This window comes from Nitrospirota bacterium (genome assembly GCA_040756155.1).
Lineage (GTDB): Bacteria > Nitrospirota > Thermodesulfovibrionia > JACRGW01 > JBFLZU01 > JBFLZU01.
Map to the genome: position 1 here is coordinate 1 of JBFLZU010000089.1, position 24,484 is coordinate 24,484.

The following is a 24,484-nucleotide window of genomic DNA, read 5'->3' on the forward strand; positions in this document are numbered from 1 at the left end:
TATTTTTCTCTGTATTTCGCTCAAATCTTCCAAATGCACTTTAATATTCTTAAAATGTCTTATTTCATCCTCCACTTGTTTAAATTCTTTCAATTCTTCTGGTATAACACTGAAATAATCAAATATTCTCTGAATGAAGATATTGATGTTTTTGAAATTCTTAAGTCCATACTTATAATATTTATCTGGGGCATCAAGAGTCTCTTGCAATATCTTTACTTTCTCAGGAGTAGTATCATACATCATTAGAAAAATTCGTCCATCGGTCACATAATCAGTATATTCCTTAAGGAGTGCTAAGTCATTTTTGGATGTCTCAAATTTAGCCAATCCCCGCTTCTTCATAAGGGGGTAATCAGCCAATTTATAAACAGGGATCAAAAGATTATGTTTTTCACCAGATTTATTTATGAAAAGCGAGAGTTGTTCACCTTTCTCTTTCTTCTCCTGCTTAAGTTCCTTAATAACTGTAAGTAATGCATTTCTATTAGTTCCAAATACAAATAAGGTTTCTATTGGAATAACTATATCTTTAAGTTTGCTGAATAGCTCGTCATCTATGTTTTTATCGTTATGAAGCTCTAATAGTCTTCTCCTTTTATTAAAAATGGGTTCAATTCTTATGCCTCTTCCTATAGATTGAAGTATGAATTTTTTTGCATCTGTTCCTGTCCCTATATTTATGAAATTAATGATATTTGGTCGGTTAGAATCCCATCCCTCGTAAAATGCACGAGAACCCATCAAAATATTGATTGGTGAGTCATCCCTATTTATTCTTTCAAAAAATCCTTCTTCCTCAAATTGATGGTTAACATTAAATCTATCTAACTCTTCTTTCAGCCAATTGGGGATATCCCCCGTTTTACTCAGGGAAAAATGTTTATCAGACGTGGTTAGTTTAAAAGCCACCTGTTTTTTATCTGATGGCCTAAAAGAAATTTCTATCTCTCCGAAACTACCTGAATTATAAACATGTTTCAGAACATCCTTTAAACTAATGACTTTAAAGACCTTTTCATTAATTCTTATCTTCTTCCCATCTTCAAATACAAACTCTGGTTCTTCCTTTAATTCGTTCCATAATTCCCCTAAAGCCTCTTTAAAAATCTTTTCTTTGATATTTCCTTTTCCGATTCTTTCAAGTTCGCCAAAGAATAGTTTTAAATCAGCGTCCTCAATATTAATAGAATTGACGAGTGTTAAAAGTAATGGATTGTGATATATCCCTTTTTGTACCCTTTTGACTTTCTCATAAAATTTTCTTACATAAGTAAAAAGAATCAATGACTTGAGAACTATTTTCTGTTTTTCCTCACCGCTATAATCTTCATCTTCTCTGAAAGCCCGTATCTCCTGTTTCAAAATGCTTATATGTTTTCCATAGCCAGCTTGGATAAAAGAAGCAAGATTAAACTCAAAAGCCGAGGTAATCACATCTCTAATATCAATAAAAGTAGCTGAGAAATTAAATAGAAAGCCGTTCCTTGAAAGAATTGAGTAAAGGTGTTGTCTTTTAGAATCCTCTTTATCTCCTTTATGTGCCTCATCTAAGAATATATACCACTTTCCACCATTATCATAATTTTTAAAGTCTATAATTTTTTCTTTTTGCTCATCACTTAAATTGTCGGACCTATAATAAAATACAGGTATGCCAAATAGGGATTTTTGCCTTTTAACTTCTGGATACTCCTTAAGTTCTCTCAACTCAATCTTAAATGGATTTGTATAATTAAATTCTTCAATCATCCTTTTAAATTGTTCAATCAAGTCATCTCTATGAGTTAAAAATAAAATGTCGTATTCAGGAATTTCCCCTCTTTCCATAAGTTGTTTTAGAATCTGAATAAGTTTGATGATAACAATTGTCTTACCGCTTCCTGTAGCCATCCAGAAACACATACGGTTAATGTAATTCAAATAAGGAATTTTCCCATCTTCAGAGGAGTAATATTCGATAAGCAAATCGTAGATTTTTCTGCTTCTCCTATCTAATCTAATGTCTAATTCTTCTTCCAATTCATTATCTTTATACCAGTTATATAATTTTCTTTTTCTTTCTTGATTTATTTCTGAATTCTCAGATATTTCAAAATCTACGAAATCCTCATAATATTTCCACAAGACCTTGATGGCATTCTCTACAGCTTTTTGCTGAAAATCCCATAGGGTTTTATTTCTTGAGAAAGTCTTAAGGTTAAAGGAATTCCAGTTGTAAGGTAAGTTGCTCGAACTTATATCGTCCAAAATGTCTTGTAAGAAAACAGTTATCATATTACCACCATATTAAAGATTTAATGATTTTATAGTCCAAATCCTTCAGGTCAATTCTTTCGCCATCTTCGAACTCAACATAATCAGGAGCAATCTTTTTTATCCATTTACCAAGAAGATTCGAGAGAGTTTCAGGGATATCTATATTCCCCTTCTGTGAAGGGGTGTCAGACGAATTCTGACGGGGTAGTTCAGGATAAAGCTTTGTCAAATCAACTTTGACTTTGTTATTTTCATAATCAACCTCAAGAGCCTCAAGCATCTTTAAATCTTTCATAAAAACATACTGGTTATAAGGGTCTTGATGAGGACTATCAAAAAGGTCCGTGTCTTCGTATCTTACTTTTCTTAAAGTATCCTCGTATTGCTCCAGTTCGTAGTATTTGAAGAAACCACCTGCATTATTTTCATTATATTTTTCTTTAACATCCTTTTCTTTTGAAATTCCAGATTTATCATAAGCCAAAACTTTCTTCATTCTCGGTAAAACTACTGAATAAAAATGTTCTCCCATCTCTACACCGAACCATTTTCTACCTAATTTATGGGCTACTGCTGTTGTAGTGCCACTGCCCAAAAAGAAATCCATAACAAGTCCGCCTTCGTTGGAGGTAGATTCTATGACACGCTTCAGGAGCTCTTCTGCATTCCTAGTAGGGAAATCTGGGTCCTGAGAGTAACTTTGAATATTTGTCCAATTTGAGTCCACTTTTTTAGGAGGATTCTTTATCTCAGCTACATATTTATTGCTGTTGCACTTGGCGCAGTGTTCCCACTCACCTTCATAATGTTCATATCCACATTTTTTGCACCTAAATCTGATCCATCCACGTTTTAGCCACTCGTCTATGAGTTCTTGGTCTATTCCCCAATGCCTGCCCTCTGGCGGGAGCAATTTACAGCCAAAAACGATACGCTCTTTATTTTGTTGTCTTTCCCCTGGATAGTGAACAAATGATAACCAATCAGTTTCCCTGTGCTCATATATTTCTTTTGGTTTAACTTCTTCATTTTTGGCCCAATAGAATAGGGATTCAATTGCCACCAAGAACTTATTCTTAGCTTCTTTCTGAATCCCTGAACGGCTTATTCCAATCTCATTCCTAAAATTCTCCTCACCAAAAATCTCATTCATCAAAAGCCTTACATACATATTCCCGTTGTAATCACACCTTACAAAGATACTTCCCTTAGAGTCTAACAAAGTTTTAGCATGGTGCAGTCTATTCTCCAATATTGTTATCCAATCAGCATCCTTATACTTCACTGAATAGAAATAGTCTGCATCCTGTTCTTTATTAAACGGTGGATCAATATAAATCGTCTGCACTTTCTCTTTAAACTTTGGCAAAATTGTATTTAATGCCTGATAATTCTCGCTCTTTATCAGCCAGCCGTCTAAGGAATTATCTAAATCATCAAACAGACCTAAAATTTCAAGCTCCAAATCCTTAAAGTATTTTGTATCAATCGGCAAGTGTCTAAATTCCCCTCTTAAAGAGGGGTGTCCCGAAGGGACGGGGTGTTCCCCTCTTATAGAGGGGTGTCCGAAGGACGGGGTGTTAGCAATTTCTCTCTTCAAAAATTCAATTACGCCTGATAAATTACTCTTTATATCAGTATCAAGTATATGAATAACTTTTAACCCAAGACTTTTTAAATAATCATCTCTTTGTTTATCATATTCTATCTTTCCATCATGACTTATACCGTCAATCTCTACAACAATACCCAAATTTTTACAATAAAAGTCAACAATATAATTTCCGATAATTTTCTGCCTATCAAAGTCAAGACCGAGAAATTGTTTATTTTTTACTTGATTCCATAACAAAACTTCAGATAAGTTCCCTGCCTTTCGTAATTCTTTAGCCCTTTCTTTAAGCTGTGGATTAAAGGGTAATTCGTTCCATTTAACTACCCCGTCAGTCCTTCGGACTGCCACCCCTTCTGAGAAGGGGAATACTACCCCGTCAGGCTTTGCCTGACACCCCTTCACAGAAGGGGAATTTTCAAAAACATTTTCTACTTTAAAATCATCATCTACAATTCCTAACGCTCTCCATTCTTTCACCTGGTTATTAAAGTTCTCATGTTTCAATATCTCCACTATCAATTTTAAGTCTTTGTCTTTTTCAGCAATCCTATCAAGGGTTATCACATAGTTGGAATTCAAAACAAACTTTGGCTTATTCCATATCTTTACGAGTTCGTCTTCAAATTGAGAGATAAAATTAATGATCTTAAAGGCAATGTCCTTCAGAACCTGAAGTTGCTTTATTCTTTTTTCTGTCCATTCACTTTCACCAACACCCCTTACCCCTCTATGAGAGGGGAAAACATATTGATAAAGCCAGATATTAAACTGCTCTTTCAAAAAGTCTTTTGCATTTTTATTTATGAAATAATCAACCTCACTTTGCTTTTCAAAAACCCTGAATGCACGTTCTAAAATATCCTCATCAACATCTATTCCTTCCCTGTTTACAGACCTTAAAATTTCATCTAACTTTGTTTTCTTACCTCTTTCTGAATATGAAACATTAAATATAGGTACTCTGTCTCTCCTTTTTTCTTTAAATTCAAAAATTATATCCCTTTTTTCATTTGCCCTTTTATGCTGTAGGGTCGAAACATCAAAGAAAAATTTATATCCATCTACATCAACCTCAAGATTCTTAAACAACCTGTCTGTCTTAACATAGTAAAGCATGTGAGTTTTCCAGAATAACATCACATCTTTATCATCTGTGTAAACTTTCTCATAGACATTTTTATGAATTGGGGTATATCTGAAATAAATTGACCCACTTTCAGAGAAATATGATTCAAAAAAGGTATAGAGTTTATCAAAAAGTTCCTCTTTAAATTCGGGAAAGTGCTCAGTGGCCTTTTCAATATCTCCCTGAAGTTTCGGGAAGACGCCTTTTTCATAGTATCGTGACTTGATCCGCATTAAGTTGATATAGCCAGATTCGCCCTCAACCTTTGCGCCAACAAATATATCTTTTAAAGCATTATAAAATTTTTGCTCTTTAGTCATGTTTTTTTACCTCTTTTAATCATGGCGTCGGGCATTTCATATAACTTGTTCATATCCGCATTGCGTATATGCTACCAAATTGGTGGGATAGACGCAATATAGATAATTTTACAATGTTGTATTTTCTTACACAAAATCAAATAGATAATCCATTGGTTCTTCTCCCCATCCTGAAGCATATCCAGCAATTGCCTCTGCAATCCCTGTAAAGTTATTTAACCTGTAGGATGACGAAACTATCAGTACACCTTTATGTGGAATATTGCTGGCAAAAAACTGCCTCGTTAAGAGAATATAGTCGTTTCTATTTCTGGTCGCAAAGCATCGCCCCTCTAAAGCCGAATATTCCAACTGCTCCTGATCTGTCAACCCTGTGCGTCCTATTTCATGCACACTCACAGCATCTATTCCCTTCTGTCGCAGGAGAGTTGCTATCTGCGGGCTTATATCTTCATCAAGTAGGAGCTTCAATCCTTTTTCCTGACGAATGGAAGTTCAGCATAGGTTTTTTCCTTCGTCCAGGCTCTGTTCATTTCGATCAACTTCTCTATCTCATCAGGATAGGTTCTTGCATAGCCTATTGCTGCCATAAGTTGTCTGTCTGTGAGCCAGTGAAAGGACTCTTTTAAGGCATTAAAGTCGTTATTAAGTTCCTGATAGGCTGATATAAGTTCCCAGACATCTATCCCAGTCCCTTCAATGCGCGCACGTCTTCCTGCAGGACCATCAACAAAGACAATCCCAGGACATTTTCTCATTTTTATTGCCTCAGCAATCAGTTCTGATGTAAGACTCGAAAATGTCTCTTTTTTCCCTTGTAAAAGACTTTCTACCTCAGACAGGGTTTTTTCATCTATTCTGATACTTTTAACAACACTACCCATTTCTTCCTCCATTGATATGTATACATAATATTACATTGTAATATCTATGGTTGTCAAGTTTTATTTGGCTCATGTCAAAAGGTGTGCTGGAGACATAAGGCAAATGGTGGTAGAAAGCCAAGAAGCATCTTTCCGACATACACATGAACCGTTTATGTTAAAATTTATCATAGTGATGGAGATTCAATCCAGATTAAAGAAGACCGTCTATGTGCTCTCTCAAGAGATCGGCTCAAGAGGTTATTTACAGATAAGGCAGTTAGAGCAGACAGCAGATTATATCACTGAAGAGTTAACCTCTTATGGCTATGATGCATTATTCCAGCCTTACAAATATCAGGGAAACACTTACAAAAACATAATTGCTGAGATAAAAGGCAAAAAGACACCTGAAAAAATCCTGATTGTAGGAGCCCATTACGATACGATTATGGGAACCCCTGGCGCAGATGACAATGCCAGTGGAGTTGCGGGGATGCTTGAGACTGCAAGGCTCTTATATAACAGAAATCTCGATAAAACTGTGAGGCTTGTGGCATTTACCTTGGAAGAGCCTCCTTTATTCAGAAGCAGATATATGGGTAGTTATCAGTATGCAAAAAGCCTGAGGGATAAAAATGAGGCTATAGAAGGAATGCTGTCCCTTGAGATGATAGGGTATTTTACAGATAGACCAAAGAGCCAGTATTTCCCTTTACCTTTCTTCAAGTGGTTTTATCCCGACAAAGGGAATTTTATAGCACTTGTAGGAAATTTTTCCTCAAAGAGGTTTATATCGAGGGTTAAAACTGCCTTCAAAAGGGGCACAGAGCTTCCTATCGAATCCCTCTCCGCCTTCACCTGTGTACCCGGTGTAGATTTTTCTGATCACAGGTCTTTCTGGAAATTTAACTACAACGCCCTGATGGTAACTGACACTGCGTTTTACAGAAATCTCCATTATCATGGAATTAGTGATACTCTGGAGACCATTGATTATGCCCGTATGGCAGAGGTAGTTGCAGGACTTACAACCGCAATAGAAGCCCTTGCGGAAGGATAGATTGTATTGGATCTTGTTGCCGAACTCCTTTTCGCTTTCTGAAGAGAATTTTTGACAAATCCATGGCTCGTTACAGGCAATTTCAAAACTCGCCCTTCGGGCTCAAACAGTTGAAATTGCTTATCTTCCACTTCACCAGGATTTGTTATCAAAAATTCTCTAATCTCGCTCAAAGGGTTCGGCAACAGCCTCCTTTTTACCCATATACCATAATCATTCCAACGCCTACAATCATTATAACGCATCCCACGAGCCTGCCCATTATCTTCCTTTCCTCGAAGATGAAATAGTCGTATCCGACACTGAATAGCATACTTGTCCTCTTTACTGCAATCATATATGAGACATTCGTAAGGACAATCGCAAGATTGTGAGCAAAGATACTCAAGGTTATAGCTATCCCTATCAGAGGGAAGATTATCCTGCTGTAGTTATCTCTAAAGAAATTGAGATTCCGCATCTCCTGTGAACGCCACAATGCAACAGGTGTAAATACAATTGCCACTATAACATAGTAGATTGCGCCGAAGAATAAAGGTGTTGAGTGAAGTATCGCTATCTTACCGAGATTCGATGTGATACTGTATACAAACGCTATGATAAGCATGTATAAAGAGCCTTTCTCTTTGAAAACTGCTTTAACAGGTTCAAATATACCCTCCTTGAATTCCTGTATGTTCAATGTGTATCCTCCAGCTACAACGAGGAGTATCCCGATAACGCCATAGAGGTTCGGGATCTCACCGAGAAATATAAAGGATGTAAGTATCAGAAAGACAGGGGTGAAGGCGAGAAATGGTATGGTCAGTGAGAGTGGTGATGCCTTTATTGCCTTTATATACATTATCTTTGCGCCTATCTCAAGTGGAAGGAGCATCGCCGTAACCATCCAGAAGGTAGCATCAAGTTCGGGGATTTCTATGAAGAAAAGGATAACAGTCAATAATGGTGCTGCAAAGGCTACCCTCGTCCATGCGATGATATATTCATCGAATCGACTCAATGCCTTTTTGCTGAGGGCATCTGCGGTTGATAGTGTAAATGCAGAGATAAACGAATAAAAAATCCAGAGCAATTATCTTATCCTTTCAAAGGATTTCGCTGCAAGAACAATTGTTACAACACAGGTTAAAAAGACAACAGCGAGGTCAACAGTCAGCGGAAAATCTGCAGAGAGTGGTGGAGGTATCTTCGCAAACATGATATTTCTCATCGCATCGATTCCATATGTAAGGGGATTTATCAATGCAGCCATCTTAAGCACCGGTGGTAGAAGATTTACAGGATACATCGCTCCCGAGAGAAAAAACATCGGCATGATAATGAAGTTCATAACTACATTGAAACTCTCAAATGATTCAAGCATTGATGCTATAAATATACCAAGAGATGTAATGCCGAAGGATACAGGGATTGATATAAGTATAGTGATTAAAATCTGTGAGAAGTTTAGTTTCAGGCCTATGAACGGGAAGAGTAAGAGTATGAGTATAACCTGTATAGTAGAAAGCACAGTTCCGCTCAAAGCCTTCCCGAAGACTATTGAGAGTCTCGATATAGGGGCGACAAGTATCTCCCTCAGGAAACCAAACTCCCTGTCCCATACGATTGAGATCGTTGAAAAAATAGAAGCAAATAGTATGGTCATACCGAGCATTCCCGGGAATATGAATTGCATATAGGTGATCTCTCCCTGCCCGATAACGATTCCACTCAACCCGCCACCAATGACCAGTAGCCAGAGCATCGGGCGGATCAGTGTGCCTGCAAGCCTGCTCCTCTCCCTCAGGAATTTTTTAAACTCCCTCAGATATATAACATATATCGCCCGCCAATCGAGAATCATTTAATAACCTTTATAATCTCGGAGAGTTGAGGGGATCCGGTTAGAATATCGATGAGGGTGAAAACAAAGGCAGTTATACTTATATAACCATTCATATTAAAGAAGGCTACATCCAGACGGGAGAGATCGTCTTCTTTGACGAGGGAGTGTTCGTAAATGAGAAGTGCCACAACTATCAATACACCTGACAAATAAATGACTCCAAGATCCATGAGTGGATAGAGAAAGAATAGAAAAGTTGCTGTAGCGATGTGTGCGAACCTTGAAGCAAGAAGGGATTTCTTTATGCCGATTAGCTGTGGGATTGAGTGAATCCCTGCCTTTCTGTCAAAATCAATATCCTGAAGGGCGTATAGAATATCGAAACCAACGAGCCAGAACACAACAGCTATGCCAAGGATGATGGCAGGCATATCAATAGCACCCCTCACAGCAATCCACGCTCCAGCAGGTGCAAGACTTAAGGCAATTCCAAGAAAGATATGCGACATCCATGTAAGACGCTTTGTGTAGGAATAAAAGAAAACTATGACCAATGCTACTGGAGAAAGGCTGAATGCAAGTGGATTTAATCTATAGGTGGCATAGATGAAGATAAATGAAAAGAATGTTATAAAGAGGATTACCTCTCGGGGGGTTACCAGTCCCATCGGCAACGCCCTCTTAGAGGTTCTCGGGTTCATGGCGTCTATATGTCTATCTGTAAGGCGGTTAAATCCCATCGCTGAGGATCTTGCACCGACCATTGCTATGGTTATCCACAATATCTTATCCCAGTCCGGTATACCTCTTGCGGCAAGGACAGCACCCATAAAGGCAAAGGGAAGCGCAAAAACCGTGTGGGGAAACTTTATCATCTCAAGATATATAGCGATCTTCCCCAAAAGACCCATAACCTAATATAATTCATTCAGACGCCTAATGTCTATATTTTATCATGCTTACCAGTCTGGTTGAAAAGGTTAGATGCTTTAATGTATATTAAAGACATGGAGAAAACTCACTGCATTACTACAGGGATAGGTAGCCTGCCTCTTACAGATGTGGAAGAGGCATGTAGACTTGTTCTTGAATGTGGAATTGGCATCCCATTCTGGCCACAGCTTCCCAAGAGGGGATTCAGGGAGTTGATGATACCCCAGTTTTCAGAGGGTATGCCAGGCGTCAATCTCGATGAGGTGAAGGAACGTATCTGGGTAGATATGGGGGATAGCAGGGATGAGGTGGTTTACAGGTTCTTTGAGAATTTTTTAAACGAAGACCCTTCGCTATTTAGCATATCAGAGGGGTACGCTGCTGGTCTCAAGCGGTTCATGGAGCTACTTGAAGGCAGACACTATGATTATCTCAAAGGGCAGATAACAGGTCCAATCACATTCACCCTCGGCCTGGCAGATAATAACCGTCGAGCGATTTACTACGAGGAAGAACTGAGGGATATAGCAGTTAAGCTGTTATGCAGGAAGGCAGAATGGCAGATAGAGTTACTCAGTTCTTATGCAGATAAGGTCATTATCTTTATTGATGAGCCAATGCTGTCTGCGTTCGGGTCATCCTCTTATATTGGTGTTGAAAGTACTGCTGTAATGAATGCAATAGATGAGATAGTTAATGCCATTCACCAAAAGGAAGGGGTAGCTGGTATTCATTGCTGTGGTAATACGGACTGGTCTATAATTACATCCACTGAGGTGGATATAATAAACTTCGACGCATACCACTTTATGGGTTCTATTACTATATATCCTGATGCCATAAGGGGCTTTATGGAAAGAGGGGGAATCCTTGCATGGGGTATTGTGCCTACAAGCAAGGATATTATAAATGAGGATGCGAATACACTTAAAGTCCGTATCGATGAAGGGATGCGATTGTTTGAATCTTCTGGCATATCAAAAGAATTACTTGAAAGTCAATGCCTTATCACCCCCAGTTGTGGCACAGGGTCTATGGAGATAGATGATGCAAGAAAGGTGTTTTCTGTATTGGTGGAATTGAGTCGAAAGTGAGGGCTATGGAACGGAGTTCGCTATGGCATTAAAAGATGTTATAGGACAGGGGGAAGCCATTGCTATATTGGAAAGGGCGATAGAGAACCAGCGGTATCCCCATGCCTACCTCTTTACAGGAGAGGAAGGAGTTGGGAAAAGGTTGACTGCTCTGAACGTGGCAAAGGCATTAAACTGTAATTCCCCCGTCCAATTCGATGCCTGCGATCAATGTGTATCGTGCAGTATGGCAGAGAAGAGACTGCATCCTGATATTATATTTGTCGAGCCTGAGGTAGGAAAGGACCACGAACAGAAAAAAGAGATAACAGTGGAGCAGCTAAGAGAACTCGAAGAGAGGATTGCACGTAGAGCCTTTACAGGTGGGAAGAAAGTTGTCATTGTCAATGGGGCGGAAAAGATGAACAGGTTTGCAGCCAATTCGATGCTTAAAACTCTGGAAGAACCACCACCTGATACACTTATTATACTTATAACAACATCACCGTACGCACTTCTTCCAACCATTGTATCGAGATGTCAGCAGGTAAGATTTGCTATCTTGAAAGGTTCAGATATCTACAGGATACTTATTAAATTGGGATACGAAGGCAAAGATGCACAACTTCTTTCATCTGTATCCTGTGGAAAGGTTGGATATGCACTCAGCATGGATGCCAATGATTTCCGTTATAGAATGGCGGATTTTTTGAAGACACTATCTATAATTAATCCGATAAATTCTTCATATAGAGCGATGTTTTCAAAGGCTGAGGAGCTCTCGAAGAGCCAGCAGGCATTAGATGGATTTATAGAAAGAGGAATGCTGTGGTTCAGGGATCTGATGATCTTTAAATCAACTGGTAAGTTCGAGTTGGTCATGAATCTTGAATCCAAGGAAAATATATCTATGGAGGATGCATCACTCGATGAGATTATAGCATCATTGAGATTGTTGTATAATACTGAGAGAATCTCTGCGCTAAATCTTAACAGGAGATTGGCTGTAGAGGTTTTGTTTTTAAGACTTTTAACGATAATGGAGAAAGGCTATGGATGTTAATACCGATACAAAAGAGAGAAAATGTTTAGAGAAAGAGGCGTTTGTCTTCTGTCGCGAAAAGATAAATGAGAAAGTAATTCCTATGCATCTTGTAGGAACAGAATACTCAAAGGAAGATGGCAAACTGATATTTTATTTTACTGCTGAGGAACGGATTGATTTTCGTGAACTTGTAAAAGACCTTGCGAATAAGTTCAAGACAAGAATCGAGATGAAGCAGATAGGTGTGAGGGATGAGGCGCGATTTATCGGAGGAGTCGGCAGCTGTGGAAGAGCCCTCTGTTGCACATCATTCCTTAAGAATTTTGAACCTGTATCAATCAAGATGGCAAAGAAACAGGATCTGGTGCTTAATCTTGCAAAGATATCTGGCCTCTGCGGTAGGTTGATGTGTTGTCTTAGTTTTGAATATGGTGTATATGATGAGATAAAGAAAGATAAAGAGAAGATGATTTTTAAAGATGATCTCTGTCAGACAGAGACAGTGATAAACATGGAGGATACATGCGAGGCGCCCCCAAAAATACAAGATTCTTTGGTAACCCCAGATGTGGTATTGAGTCCAGAGAAATCTATCGACTCTCAAGAATCAGTTAAGACAGGAGACAAAAAACAGGATGGATTCAGTGGTAGGGAGAATAGGCTCAAGAGAAAACGCAGGCACAGAAAGAGACGATTATGAGAAAATTTTATGTCACTACACCCATATACTATGTAAATGATGTGCCACATATCGGGCATACATATACGACAATCGCTGCAGATGTGCTTGCCAGATATTATCGAATGCGGGGTAAAGATGTATTCTTTCTCACAGGCACGGATGAACATGGTCAGAAGGTAGAGAAGGCAGCAAAGGAGAAGGGGCATGCTCCAAAGGAGCATGCCGATGCAATGGTGGTAAATTTTAAAGACCTCTGGCAGAGGCTCAATATATCTAACGATGCCTTTATACGCACAACAGACGAACAACACAAAAAAACAGTTCAGGAGATACTTCAAGCCCTCTATCAGAAAGGCGAAATCGAAAAGAGGACATATACAGGTTGGTATTGTACCCCTGATGAACGGTTCTGGACAGAGAAAGAGACAATAGATGGTAACTGTCCTGAGTGCGGTCGGCCTGTTGAACATATCTCTGAAGAGAATTATTTCTTTCTTATGGGTAAGTATCAAAAGAGACTAATCGAATACATAGAGGATAATCCACGATATATACTACCAGAAACCAGAAAGAATGAGGTGCTTGGATTTTTGAGAAGTCAGCATCTCGGAGACCTCTGTATCTCAAGACCACGCTCCCGAGTCTCATGGGGAATACCACTTCCCTTTGATGAGGAATTTGTCACATATGTCTGGTTCGATGCCCTTGTAAACTACTACTCAGCAACAAAATACCTTGCACCGCAGATTACAGTCAAGAGTCAAGAGTCACGAGTCAGGAGTCAAAAAGAAACTCTCAACTCTCAACTCTCAACTCTCAACTCTGATAGCTGGTGGCCTTCAGACCATCACCTCGTGGGGAAAGATATTCTTACTACACACTCTATCTACTGGTCTATTATGCTGATGGCACTTGATCTCCCACTACCCAGAAACATCTTTGCCCATGGATGGTGGACAATACAGGGGAGGAAGATGTCGAAATCCCTCGGTAATGTGGTTGATCCGAATAGAATAATTAAAAAATTTGGTGCAGACCCACTCCGGTATTTTCTTCTCAGGGAAGTGCCTTTTGGGCTTGATGGGGATTTTTCAGAAGATTCGATGATAAAACGCATAAACACAGACCTAGCCAACGATCTTGGAAATTTATTAAGTCGTTCCTTAACAATGATAGAAAAATATAGAGAGGGAATAATACCACCAGATAGAGATAGGGATAGAGAGAGGAGGATTCAGGAGTTGTTTGATACTCTCCCGAATAGCTTTGAGGTTTTTTTTGAAAGGCTTGAGTTTCATCATGCCCTTACTCAATTATGGGTTGTTATAAACGGGATAAATGAATATGTGGATAAGACTGCTCCATGGAAGGAAAAATATCCAGGCACCCTCTCTAACACACTTTACACTATAGCTGAATCCTTGCGCCTCATCGCACTCTATCTTTTTCCCTTCATGCCATCTACGGCAGAAAATATCTGGAAACAGCTTGGCATAAAGGATACTATAAGCAAGATAGATTTCGAAACAGCTAAAGATTGGGGTGGCTTAATGCCAGAGACAAAGATAGAAAAAGGAGAGCATCTCTTTCCAAGGATAGGCCCTTCGCCTTTGGCTCAGGGTGACATTTTTGGGAGCGGAGTTCGCTATGAATGAAAGATATAATCATAAAAAGATTGAATCAAAGTGGCAGGCAATATGGCAGAATAAGGGGCTTTTCAGGGTAACAGAGGATCCTTCCAGACCTAAATACTACTGTCTCGAGATGTTCCCTTATCCTTCTGGAAAGATACACATGGGGCATGTCAGAAACTATGTCATCGGAGATGTGATTGCCCGTTATAAGAAAATGAAGGGATACAATGTCCTTCACCCTATGGGGTGGGATTCCTTTGGACTTCCTGCTGAGAATGCTGCTATAAAGCATGGGACACATCCAGCAAAGTGGACGCTTGAGAACATAGAATACATGAAAAGGCAACTGATGGCGATGGGATTATCCTATGACTGGGATAGAGAGGTAAATACATGTGATCCTGAATACTACAAATGGAACCAGTGGCTCTTCCTAAAGATATATGAAAAAGGGCTTGCATACAAGAAGAAGTCCTCTGTTAACTGGTGCATTTCATGTGAGACGGTTCTTGCGAATGAACAGGTTATTGACGGAAGGTGCTGGAGATGCGATACAGAAGTGACAGAAAAGGAGCTCGAACAGTGGTTCTTAAGAATCGAGGCATATGCTGATGAACTCTTATCATTCTGCGACCGTCTTCATGGGTGGCCAGAGAGGGTAATAACTATGCAGAAGAACTGGATAGGCGAGAGCCGTGGTGTCGAGATAGACTTTCCTGTTGAAAGAATGGATGAGAAGATAAGGGTCTTCACAACAAGGCAGGATACGATATTCGGGGCTACATTTGTTACCCTTGCACCAGAGCATCCGATTTTAGAGAAGATAGTGGACAGTAGTCAGTGGACAGTGGTCAGTGATTTTATTGAAAAGATCAAAAGACAGAACAGGTTTATACGGACTGATATAAGTAGTGAGAAAGAAGGGGTTTTCACAGGCTCTTACGCTATAAACCCGTTTACAAATGAGAAGATCCCTATCTGGGTGGCGAACTTCGTCCTGATGGAGTATGGAACAGGTGCAATCATGTGTGTGCCCACACATGACCAGAGGGATTTCGAATTTGCAGAGAAGTATGGTCTGCCTATAAGGGTTGTGATTGTGCCAGAGAAAAGTTCGGAGTTCGGAGACTTCGTCGAGCTCAGTCGAGACGTTCGGAGTTCGGAGAAATTTAAAATTTCTAACTCTCAACTCATAACTCATAACTCCGAACTGATTACCGAGGCATACGAGGGAGAAGGATTAATGGTAAACTCTGAAGAATTCAGTGGATTGATGAGTGTAGAAGGACGGGAGCGAATAGCAGAATTTGCAGAGGCTAAGGGTATAGGTAGAAGAGCCGTCAACTACAGACTGAGAGACTGGGGAATATCGAGACAGAGATACTGGGGGACACCCATACCTATTGTATATTGTGGCAATTGCGGGATTGTCCCTGTCCCTGAAAGAGACCTTCCAGTACTGCTACCAATGGATGTTAATATATCTGGAAGGGGAGGTTCTCCGCTGAACGGTTTGAGAGACTTCGTAAATACAATCTGTCCTGAATGTGGAGGTGCAGCGAGGCGAGAAACAGATACCATGGATACATTCGTCGATTCATCGTGGTATTTTATTGCTTATTGCTTTGGCAAAGGTAATATTGATCTTAACTCAGCACTCAGCACTCAGCACTCAGCACTCAGTTACTGGATGCCTGTAGATCAATATATAGGAGGTATTGAACATGCCGTGCTCCATCTCCTTTATGCAAGATTCTTCACAAAAATGATGAGAGACCTCGGTATTGTCAGAAACGATGAACCCTTTGAGAGTCTTCTTACGCAGGGGATGGTTATAAAGGATGGTGCAAAGATGTCCAAGTCAAAGGGAAATGTTGTTGACCCGGAGGAACTCCTGAATAAATATGGTGCAGATACCTCAAGGCTCTTTTCTCTTTTTGCTGCCCCTCCAGAGAAGGACCTTGATTGGAGTGATGAGGGAGTTGAGGGGGCATATCGTTTTCTGAACAGGGTATGGATGATGGTAAATAAGAGTTCAGAGTTCAGAGTTCAGAGTTCAGAGTTAGATACTGAGGGATTGAATGCGGAGGAGAAAGCACTTCTGAGGAAGGTTCACCATACGATAAGAAAGGTAACGCTGGACATAGAGAGGGAATTTCACTTCAATACAGCGATTGCTGCCCTTATGGAATTGAGTAATGAGATTGGTGACTTTATGTTCAGAACGAGAGTAAGCGAGAGTACCCAGCAGGATGCAATATTACGGTATGCTGTAGAGATGCTCATCCTTATGCTTTCACCTTTTTCACCCCATATAGCTGAAGAACTCTGGGAATTGATGGGCAACAAACAGTTTGTGGCTGAGATGCGATGGCCTGTATGGGATGAGGGACTCATAAGAGATGAATATGTAACCGTTGTAATTCAGGTGAACGGGAGACTGAGGGATAAAATCAATATGCCTGCTGGCTCTACAGAGGAGGTGCTTAAAGAAGCAGCACTAAAAAGCGAGAAGGTCAGACAATTTACTGGAGATAAGGTCATAAAGAATGTTATTGTAGTGAGAGACAGGCTTGTAAACATTGTTGTGAGGTAATCATGCGGAGAATATTAATACTATTAATCTTACTCGGGCTTACCGCGGGATGTGGCTATCATTTTGCTGGTGGTGGGACAGCCCCTGGTGGTATAAAGAAGATAGCGATATTAGTTGCAAAGAACTCTACATCTGAGCCTGGTATCGAGGACACGCTGACACGCGCAATAATAGATGAATTCATCGCCGATGGACGGATAAGGGTAACTGCAGAAGAGAATTCAGATGCTGTCCTTTACTCCAATGTTATATCATTTGAGACAGTAGCGGTATCAGCCGTTGGTGAACGGGGGGAAGATTATACTGTAAAGATGAAGGTCGATTTCAGGCTTGAGGACAAAGAGAAAAAGGTGTTATGGAAGGAATCAGGCATGGAGTCAAACCTCAGGGCGGATTACAAAGCATCAACCGATGTCTCTTCAACAAGGATTGCCAAGGAGAAGGCAATATCGAAATACTGTAAGAATATAGCAAGAGACCTGATAAGTTCGATGTTTGAAGGATTCTGAGCGGGGTATAAAGAGTATTTCCAGGTGAAATATTACGAATTCATAGAAGAAATAAATCAGGGGAAGATTGCAAACACCTACATATTTTATGGCGATGAGAGCTACCTTATGGAGGATGCACTTGAGCGTATTAAAAAAGAGCTCTTTAAAACAGGATTAACGGATTTCAATTATGACCTTTTTTATGCAGATACCTTCAACTCTAAAGATATTCTAAATATAGCCCATACAGTGCCTGCCTTTTCAGAGTGGAGGTTTATCATTGTTAAGGAGGCTGAAAGGATTCCAGAAAGTGAATGGGATGCCCTCACCCCTTATATATCTAACCCTGTTTCTTCAACATGTATCGTATTCAAAGCAGATACTCCAAAAAGAAAACCGATATGGAATAGATTAAAGGGTCACGCTCAATTCGTAGAGTTTTATCCTCTCACGAAGGATAGGCTTTCTTCGTGGATAAAGAAATGGATAGCCTCAAGAGGGTTAAGGATAACCGATCCATCTATCCATATGCTCATTGACCTCGCAGGTAATGATCTCAATACAATTGTGAATGAACTTCAGAAGATTGTGCTTTTTTTAGGAGAAAGAAAGGAAATCAATTTAGAGGATGTGAATTATATAGTTGGGGATAGTAGATTGCATACATCTTTTAATTTATCTGATGCTATCCTGGATAAGGATCTGGGACGTTCTTTGGAAATACTATCCAGACTTCTCAATGAAGGTATAGAACCCCCTGCTATAGTAGGTGCAATAGCATGGCAGTTTCGGATGGCTCTCAAGGCTATAGATATGAAGAAGAGTAGTATAACTGATACTGAGATAATGAAAAATTTAAAAATACCCCTGAGAGATATGCAGTCATTTATAACAAAGGCACTGAGATACAAACCTTCAGAGATTATCAATGCACTTGAGAGGATACACGCTACAGACATCGAGATTAAAAGCAGTGGTAGAACCAAGGCGTTAGTGCTACAATCGCTGATTATGGAGTTGACAAAGAAGCTATAAGCTGGTTAACTTTTCTGGTCAGTCTCGAGATATTTCTTGACGCATTATTTCTGTGTATGATACCTTTTGAGACAGCTTTGTTCAAAGATTTGATAGCAGAGGAAAGGGCTATTTTTGCATTATTGACATCTTTATCCTCTACCGCCTTATTTGCCTTTTTAATTGCTGTCTTAATGGCAGATTTTATCATCTTATTTCTTTCACACCGTTTCTCTGCCTGTCTTTGTCTTTTTAATACTGATATATGTTTTGCCAAATCCTACCTCCCTGATACAACTAAATTTTTTATCATAATGGTGTGAATGATGTCAAGGGAAATCGTAGAGGAAGAGAGCAGAAGGATCACACGAGCGGCAGGCATTGTTGGTATCGCTACATTTCTAAGCAGGATACTCGGGTTTGTGCGAGATATGGTGCTGGCGAGATTCTTCGGGGCAACGCAGGCTGCAGATGCATTTTTTGTTGCCTTCAGGATTCCGAATCTCCTTAGAGAACTATTTGCAGAAGGTTCGATGTCTGCGGCATTCATACCTGTGTTTACAGAGTATCTCACGGTGAAATCAAAGAAAGAAGCCTTGAGAGTTGCAAGTGTTGCATTTACACTTCTTCTCGTCGCCCTCAGTATCATAGTTCTCCTCGGTATCGCTGTAGCACCCCTAATCGTAATGGCAATCGCACCTGGTTTTGTCCCGTATCCAGAAAAATTTTCCCTCACAATCGAACTTACAAGGATAATGTTTCCTTATCTACTTTTTATAGGGCTTTCCGCTGTTGCAATGGGTGTGCTTAATTCGATGAGGGCATTTACCTCTCCGGCACTTTCACCTGCGATGTTTAATATCATAGTTATTGCGTCTATTATTATTGCCTCGGTCTCGCTTGATAACCCGATTATCGGTGTAGCGGTTGGTGTTGTTATAGGTGGAATTTTTCAGTTTTTCTTCCAGTTACCATCTCTGAGATCAAGAGGTATCAACCTGCAGTTTGTCTTTGATATACGGCATCCCGGTATAAGGCGCATCGGAACCCTTATGCTTCCCTCCTTTTTCGGTCTTGCTATAATGCAGATCAATATCTTTGTCAGCACAATTTTGGCATCGTATCTTGCGGAAGGGAGTGTTACTTATCTATACTATGGGATGCGGTTGATTCATTTCCCACTCGGGATATTTGGTGTTGCACTGGCAACTGCTATTCTTCCTGCTTTATCTGAACAGGTCTCCAGGAATGAATTTGCTAAAATGAAAGAAACATTCTCGTTTGGTTTGAGGTTTGTAACATCCATAACAGTGCCTGCAGCGGTCGGATTAATAGTCCTTAGAGAACCCATAGTAAATCTTCTTTTCCAGAGAGGCAAATTCGATTATATCGCTACTGTTGGTACCGCAGAGGCGGTTCTTTTCTACTCGCTTGGTCTCTGGGCATTTGCAGGTGTAAGAATGGTGGTGTCCGCATTCTATTCCATGCAGGATACAAAGACACCCGTAAAGGCAGCAGCCATAGCAATGATAGCGAACATCGTCCTCAGTATCGTCCTCATGTTTCCTCTAAGGCATGGGGGATTGGCACTTGCAACATCCATGGCATCAGCCATAAACCTCGGTATACTCATAGTTGTGTTGAGAGGAAGGCTTGGTAGCATAGATGGTAAAAATATCTTAAAATCTCTCTTGAAGATAACCGTATCTTCTTTTATAATGGGAATATGGGGATGGCAATTCCTTAGAGGTGATATATGGATGATCGAAGGGCACTATACAGAAAAAGCCCTTCTTCTTTCCGTTGTATTGATAACAAGCATTGGCGTTTATCTCTTGTTATTAAAGGTTCTTAAAAGCGAAGAACTTTCCTTTCTATGGAGGTTGGTGACCCGTAAACGGTCTGATCTATGAAGTAGGACATGATTCTTTTAAAGTTTGTGGTAGGTCCATTAGAGGTCAATTGTTACATCATCGCAAGTGAAAGCACACGAGAGGCAACTGTAATCGATGCTGGCGATGAAGACAGCAGGGTACTATCTAACCTCAAAGATAATGGTCTTACACTGAAATACATAATAAATACACATGGACATTTTGACCATATTGGTGGTAACAGGACACTCAAGGATGCCACAGGTGCATTGGTACTTATGCATAGGGGTGATGTAGAGATGTTACAGACAGCCTCGGAACAGGCAGAATTCTTCGGTATAAAGTTCACTGAACCACCCCTGCCAGATATGTATGTGGATGATGGTGATGAGATTATCTTTGGAGATATAAAGCTCAAGGTCATACATACACCTGGACACTCAAAGGGGGGGATATGTCTGCTATCTGATAACATGGTGTTTACAGGGGATACCTTATTTGCAGGTGCAGTTGGCAGAACAGATTTTCCCGGTGGAAATTTTAAAGAACTTTTATCATCTGTGAGAGAGAGATTAATGATTCTTCCTGATGATACGATTGTGCTTCCAGGACATGGGCCTGAAAGTACAATCAGGGATGAGAAGGAATATAATCCCTTTGTCTTAGGGCTTGAAGGGGAAGGATAATAGTAAGAGTTAAGAGTTATGAGTTGAGAGTTATGAGTTAAAAACATTAAACTTTAAACTTACAACTTGTAACTATGATAGGGGGAGTGGATAGGTCACTGGTGGACCTCCTGGACTTCAAATCCAGTGTATCCGTGTAAAATCGGATAGGTGGGTTCGATTCCCACACACTCCCGCCAAGAAATACAGTGAAAAGTGAAGAGTGAAAAGTGCGAACGACGGTTGATGTTGAAATAACAAGATATAAAGGTAACGAAATAGAAAAGGTAAAGGATACCGTTGCCACAGAAAGGTATCTGAAGATTATTCTCGGAGATACCGAATTTGTAACACTCCTCTGCACACCTTCTATGGTAAAAGAACTTGCAGTAGGTTTTCTCGTCTCAGAGGGAACTTTAAAAGGTAAGTGGTGCAGTGAAGAAATAGATGTAATTGATAAGGATGATGTTGTCATTGTCAGGATTCCGTTAATAGTAGACCCCAAAGGAGACCCTAAAGGCAGTGTGGTTGTTACCTCAGGATGTGGTAAAGGTATCACCTTCGCAGGTAAAGAGGATATAACCTCTATGAAAAAGATTGCCTCTGACCTGACTGTGAGTATTGGAGAAATAAGACATCTATTGAAGGATTTCAGAGAGCGTTCTGAACTCTACAGGACTACAGCCTGTGTTCACAGCGCAGCACTATGTAAGGTCGCATCCGGAAATCATGGTTCCCCTGAGATAGTCGTCTTTGCAGAGGATTTAGGGAGACATAATGCAGTAGATAAGGTCTTTGGATATAGCCTACTTAATGGCGTGTCTACAGAAGATAAGGTGCTAATCGTGAGTGGGAGGGTCTCATCTGAGGTTTTACAGAAAGCGGCGCTGAGGAATGTTCCAGTCGTAATGAGCAGAACTGCTCCAACAAGTTTCTCTGTGGAAATGGCAGAAAGAGCTGGTATTACACTTATAGGTTTTGCGCGGGGGGAGAGGATGAATATCTATTCAAATGACTGGAGGGTAAAAAATGAGGACTGACGAGAAGAAGGCAGAAGAGGGGCGCCCCAAGAAATCCAAAGATTTTTTAGGGACCGCTCCAAAGAGAAACGATGTAGAAGGCGTCTCCATAGAGGAGTTTTTAGAATCAAGGTTAAAAGGATTCATACCTAAACTTTTAAAGGTAGATAATGGGAATCTTTACTTTTCGGTAATAGGAGAGATAGAGAGATGTTTGATTTCTCTTGTGCTGAGGGAGACTGGAGGAAATCAGGTCAGGGCATCAAGAATACTCGGTATAAATCGTAACACCCTCAGGAAAAAGATAAGGGACCTCAATATCAAAATAGATAGACTTAGATTGGGTTCATCTCCAGATTAGTTGATGAATCGGGAGGATTCAAGAAATAAAATCAAAATGCAAAAATCAAAATATAAAATGACAGATCAAAATGTAAAAAATTTTGAATTTTAATTTGTATTTTTGATTTTTAATTTTAAATTAGGGTATCTTTGAAACCTATTTAACAACTAATTTAGTTAAGAACGAAAAATTAAAGAGATAAAGAGGGAATAAGATGCCAGAATTGAGAAAAGACCCTATTATTGGTAGGTGGGTGATTATATCTTCAGAGAGGGGGAAACGCCCATCAGATTTTCAGTGGCAGATAACAAAGAAGAAGGGTGGGTTCTGTCCCCTCTGTGAGGGTAACGAATATACGACCCCCCCTGAAATTCTTGCCTATAGAAAACTTGGAACACTGCCCAATAAGCCTGGGTGGACTCTAAGGGTTGTTCCCAATAAGTTTCCGGCATTAAGAATCGAGGGCATGCTTGACAAGACAGGTGAGGGCATATATGACAGGATGAATGGCATTGGTGCCCATGAGGTGATAATTGAATCTCCCATCCATGAGACAACGCTTTCTACCCTTCCTCTTAGCGCAGTAAGGGATGTGCTCTGGGCGTATAAGGAGCGCATTGATGACCTCAAGAAGGACAGGAGATTTCAGTATATCCTGATATTCAAGAATGAAGGTGAAGCAGCAGGCGCCTCACTTGAACACACACATTCCCAGCTTATAGCCCTCCCGATAGTTCCAAAACAGGTGAGAGAAGAAATAGACGGTGCAATACAGCATTACGATTACAAAGAGAGATGTATATTCTGCGATATAATTCGTCAGGAACTTGAGACCAATTCACGAGTAATATCTGAAAATGAGCATTTTATTACCCTTTCACCTTTTGCACCGAGATCACCATTTGAGACATGGATACTACCCAAGGAACACGAATCTTCATATGAACTTACAGGCAAAGAGAAATTTTATGCACTTGCGAGCATCCTGCAGATGACACTGAAACAACTGGATAAGGTTTTGAATACACCTCCTTATAATTATATGATTCACACCTCTACATTTGATGAACCTGTAAATGATTACTATCACTGGCATATCGAGATTATGCCGAAACTAACGAAGATTGCGGGCTTTGAGTGGGGGTCAGGTTTCTATATCAATCCGACACCCCCTGAAGAGGCAGCCGCATTTTTAAGGGAAACAGAGGTAGTCGAGGTATTCCCATGAAGGTATTAGTTGTATCTCCAGAGGCGGTTCCATTTGCGAAAACAGGTGGGCTTGCTGATGTGGCAGGTGTACTTCCCGCCATCATCAAGGCTCAGGGGATAGATACAGCCCTTATTCTTCCACTCTATAGAATGGTAAACAGGGAGAAATTCAGGCTCAGGAAGAGCCTTCAGACGATAGATATCCCGATCTCGGACAGGATTGAGTCAGCCTCTGTATGGGAGGGAACTACATGGAATAATGTTCCTGTATATTTCATTGAGAAAGAAAAGTATTACAATAGAGATTACCTCTACAGTACTCCTCAGAGCGATTATCCGGATAATGCAGAGCGGTTTGTCTTCTTTTCAAAGGCAGTTCTTGAGGTCTGTAAGGCAACTAAATTCAGACCTGATGTCATACACTGTAATGACTGGCAGAGCGCACTTGTTCCACTTTACATGAAGACACTTTACAGGGATGACCCCTTCTTCAAAGAGACTTCATCTGTCATTACAATTCATAATCTTGGCTATCAGGGAATCTTCTGGCATTACGACATGCATCTGCTTGGAATCGGATGGGAGTATTTTACTCCTGAGGGGATTGAGTTCTACGGGAAGATAAATTTTCTTAAGGCAGGACTTATCTTCTCAGAGGTAATCACTACTGTAAGTGAGACATACAGCAAGGAGATACAGACCGATGAGTATGGCTTTGGACTTGACGGTGTTCTGAGGAAAAGAAGCAGAGATCTCTATGGGGTGATTAATGGTATAGATTATAATGAGTGGAATCCATCTATAGATAGTAATATAAAAGAGCCCTATGGTC

22 protein-coding genes and 1 tRNA gene are annotated in these 24,484 nt (G+C 40.1%); 15 read left to right on the forward strand and 8 right to left on the reverse strand.

What is annotated here, in order from left to right; translation table 11 throughout:
- The 4 genes from AB1488_08680 to AB1488_08695 form a co-directional block, all read right to left on the reverse strand.
- A partial coding sequence (locus AB1488_08680; protein MEW6410165.1) for a DEAD/DEAH box helicase family protein occupies window positions 1–2,277 on the reverse strand: 2,277 nt, incomplete at its 3' end.
- 1 nt (window position 2,278) lies between these two features.
- Complete coding sequence (locus AB1488_08685; protein MEW6410166.1) at window positions 2,279–5,320, reverse strand: DNA methyltransferase; 3,042 nt, start codon at window positions 5,318–5,320, stop codon at window positions 2,279–2,281.
- Window positions 5,321–5,446: 126 nt separating this feature from the next.
- The gene (locus AB1488_08690) at window positions 5,447–5,791 is read right to left on the reverse strand and encodes a DUF5615 family PIN-like protein (GenBank protein ID MEW6410167.1); all 345 of its coding nucleotides are present in this window, start codon (window positions 5,789–5,791) and stop codon (window positions 5,447–5,449) included.
- Complete coding sequence (locus AB1488_08695) at window positions 5,788–6,204, reverse strand: hypothetical protein (protein ID MEW6410168.1); 417 nt, start codon at window positions 6,202–6,204, stop codon at window positions 5,788–5,790. The genes AB1488_08690 and AB1488_08695 overlap by 4 nt, the downstream gene beginning before the upstream one ends.
- 46 nt (window positions 6,205–6,250) lie before the next feature.
- Between AB1488_08695 and AB1488_08700 the strand changes: the two genes are divergently transcribed.
- On the forward strand, window positions 6,251–7,246 hold the full coding sequence (locus AB1488_08700) for a M28 family peptidase (GenBank protein MEW6410169.1): 996 nt from the start codon (window positions 6,251–6,253) through the stop codon (window positions 7,244–7,246).
- Window positions 7,247–7,442: 196 nt separating this feature from the next.
- On the opposite strand, the gene AB1488_08705 is transcribed toward AB1488_08700, so the two are convergent.
- From AB1488_08705 to AB1488_08715, 3 genes are read right to left on the reverse strand one after another with little or no spacing between them, the layout of a single operon-like run.
- Entirely contained in the window at window positions 7,443–8,321 is an 879-nt protein-coding gene (locus AB1488_08705; protein MEW6410170.1) for a DMT family transporter, read from the reverse strand.
- Window positions 8,322–9,092, reverse strand: coding sequence for an ABC transporter permease (locus AB1488_08710; protein ID MEW6410171.1), 771 nt, complete (start codon window positions 9,090–9,092; stop codon window positions 8,322–8,324).
- Window positions 9,089–9,985 (reverse strand): UbiA-like polyprenyltransferase, encoded by an 897-nt coding sequence (locus tag AB1488_08715; protein ID MEW6410172.1) that lies wholly within the window; start codon window positions 9,983–9,985, stop codon window positions 9,089–9,091. The genes AB1488_08710 and AB1488_08715 overlap by 4 nt, the downstream gene beginning before the upstream one ends.
- Before the next feature lie 81 nt (window positions 9,986–10,066).
- Here AB1488_08715 and AB1488_08720 point away from each other — a divergent pair, with 81 nt between their 5' ends.
- The 7 genes from AB1488_08720 to holA are packed head-to-tail and all read left to right on the forward strand — an operon-like array spanning window position 10,067 to window position 18,563.
- Complete coding sequence (locus AB1488_08720; GenBank protein MEW6410173.1) at window positions 10,067–11,101, forward strand: hypothetical protein; 1,035 nt, start codon at window positions 10,067–10,069, stop codon at window positions 11,099–11,101.
- Between the two features lie 22 nt (window positions 11,102–11,123).
- On the forward strand, window positions 11,124–12,143 hold the full coding sequence (gene holB / locus AB1488_08725) for a DNA polymerase III subunit delta' (GenBank protein ID MEW6410174.1): 1,020 nt from the start codon (window positions 11,124–11,126) through the stop codon (window positions 12,141–12,143).
- Window positions 12,133–12,825 carry a regulatory iron-sulfur-containing complex subunit RicT gene (ricT, locus tag AB1488_08730; protein ID MEW6410175.1) on the forward strand — a complete coding sequence of 231 codons (693 nt, stop codon included), beginning with the start codon at window positions 12,133–12,135 and terminating at the stop codon, window positions 12,823–12,825. The genes holB and ricT overlap by 11 nt, the downstream gene beginning before the upstream one ends.
- Entirely contained in the window at window positions 12,822–14,462 is a 1,641-nt protein-coding gene (gene metG / locus AB1488_08735) for a methionine--tRNA ligase (GenBank protein MEW6410176.1), read from the forward strand. Before ricT ends, metG begins: the two co-directional genes overlap by 4 nt.
- Window positions 14,455–17,037, forward strand: a complete 2,583-nt coding sequence (gene leuS / locus AB1488_08740; GenBank protein ID MEW6410177.1) for a leucine--tRNA ligase — start codon at window positions 14,455–14,457, stop codon at window positions 17,035–17,037. The genes metG and leuS overlap by 8 nt, the downstream gene beginning before the upstream one ends.
- Before the next feature lie 2 nt (window positions 17,038–17,039).
- Entirely contained in the window at window positions 17,040–17,546 is a 507-nt protein-coding gene (lptE, locus tag AB1488_08745; protein ID MEW6410178.1) for an LPS assembly lipoprotein LptE, read from the forward strand.
- A gap of 24 nt (window positions 17,547–17,570) precedes the next feature.
- A complete protein-coding gene (gene holA / locus AB1488_08750; protein MEW6410179.1) occupies window positions 17,571–18,563 on the forward strand; it encodes a DNA polymerase III subunit delta in 993 nt (330 codons plus the stop codon).
- Here the strand turns inward: holA and rpsT are convergent.
- Complete coding sequence (gene rpsT, locus AB1488_08755) at window positions 18,538–18,819, reverse strand: 30S ribosomal protein S20 (GenBank protein ID MEW6410180.1); 282 nt, start codon at window positions 18,817–18,819, stop codon at window positions 18,538–18,540. The two genes, holA and rpsT, sit on opposite strands and share 26 nt — an antisense overlap.
- 46 nt (window positions 18,820–18,865) lie before the next feature.
- Between rpsT and murJ the strand changes: the two genes are divergently transcribed.
- The 7 genes from murJ to AB1488_08790 all read left to right on the forward strand — a co-directional run.
- Window positions 18,866–20,455, forward strand: coding sequence for a murein biosynthesis integral membrane protein MurJ (gene murJ, locus AB1488_08760; protein MEW6410181.1), 1,590 nt, complete (start codon window positions 18,866–18,868; stop codon window positions 20,453–20,455).
- A gap of 8 nt (window positions 20,456–20,463) precedes the next feature.
- A complete protein-coding gene (locus AB1488_08765; GenBank protein ID MEW6410182.1) occupies window positions 20,464–21,102 on the forward strand; it encodes an MBL fold metallo-hydrolase in 639 nt (212 codons plus the stop codon).
- Between the two features lie 82 nt (window positions 21,103–21,184).
- Window positions 21,185–21,281 (forward strand) — tRNA-Sec (locus tag AB1488_08770).
- A gap of 30 nt (window positions 21,282–21,311) precedes the next feature.
- A complete protein-coding gene (fdhD, locus tag AB1488_08775; protein ID MEW6410183.1) occupies window positions 21,312–22,121 on the forward strand; it encodes a formate dehydrogenase accessory sulfurtransferase FdhD in 810 nt (269 codons plus the stop codon).
- Complete coding sequence (locus tag AB1488_08780) at window positions 22,111–22,461, forward strand: helix-turn-helix domain-containing protein (protein MEW6410184.1); 351 nt, start codon at window positions 22,111–22,113, stop codon at window positions 22,459–22,461. Before fdhD ends, AB1488_08780 begins: the two co-directional genes overlap by 11 nt.
- A gap of 196 nt (window positions 22,462–22,657) precedes the next feature.
- Window positions 22,658–23,671, forward strand: a complete 1,014-nt coding sequence (galT, locus tag AB1488_08785; GenBank protein ID MEW6410185.1) for a galactose-1-phosphate uridylyltransferase — start codon at window positions 22,658–22,660, stop codon at window positions 23,669–23,671.
- Window positions 23,668–24,484 (forward strand): glycogen/starch synthase (locus AB1488_08790; protein ID MEW6410186.1); only part of this gene is annotated, 817 nt, incomplete at its 3' end. The genes galT and AB1488_08790, both read left to right, overlap by 4 nt.

Coding starts and splice junctions, on each gene's coding strand:
- AB1488_08685 (MEW6410166.1), bottom strand. CDS start 5,320: ATGACTAAAGAGCAAAAATTTTATAATGCTTTAAAAGATATATTTGTT.
- AB1488_08695 (MEW6410168.1), bottom strand. CDS start 6,204: ATGGGTAGTGTTGTTAAAAGTATCAGAATAGATGAAAAAACCCTGTCT.
- AB1488_08700 (MEW6410169.1), top strand. CDS start 6,251: ATGGTTGTCAAGTTTTATTTGGCTCATGTCAAAAGGTGTGCTGGAGAC.
- AB1488_08710 (MEW6410171.1), bottom strand. CDS start 9,092: ATGATTCTCGATTGGCGGGCGATATATGTTATATATCTGAGGGAGTTT.
- AB1488_08715 (MEW6410172.1), bottom strand. CDS start 9,985: ATGGGTCTTTTGGGGAAGATCGCTATATATCTTGAGATGATAAAGTTT.
- AB1488_08720 (MEW6410173.1), top strand. CDS start 10,067: ATGTATATTAAAGACATGGAGAAAACTCACTGCATTACTACAGGGATA.
- holB (MEW6410174.1), top strand. CDS start 11,124: ATGGCATTAAAAGATGTTATAGGACAGGGGGAAGCCATTGCTATATTG.
- ricT (MEW6410175.1), top strand. CDS start 12,133: ATGGATGTTAATACCGATACAAAAGAGAGAAAATGTTTAGAGAAAGAG.
- metG (MEW6410176.1), top strand. CDS start 12,822: ATGAGAAAATTTTATGTCACTACACCCATATACTATGTAAATGATGTG.
- leuS (MEW6410177.1), top strand. CDS start 14,455: ATGAATGAAAGATATAATCATAAAAAGATTGAATCAAAGTGGCAGGCA.
- lptE (MEW6410178.1), top strand. CDS start 17,040: ATGCGGAGAATATTAATACTATTAATCTTACTCGGGCTTACCGCGGGA.
- murJ (MEW6410181.1), top strand. CDS start 18,866: ATGATGTCAAGGGAAATCGTAGAGGAAGAGAGCAGAAGGATCACACGA.
- AB1488_08765 (MEW6410182.1), top strand. CDS start 20,464: ATGATTCTTTTAAAGTTTGTGGTAGGTCCATTAGAGGTCAATTGTTAC.
- AB1488_08780 (MEW6410184.1), top strand. CDS start 22,111: ATGAGGACTGACGAGAAGAAGGCAGAAGAGGGGCGCCCCAAGAAATCC.
- galT (MEW6410185.1), top strand. CDS start 22,658: ATGCCAGAATTGAGAAAAGACCCTATTATTGGTAGGTGGGTGATTATA.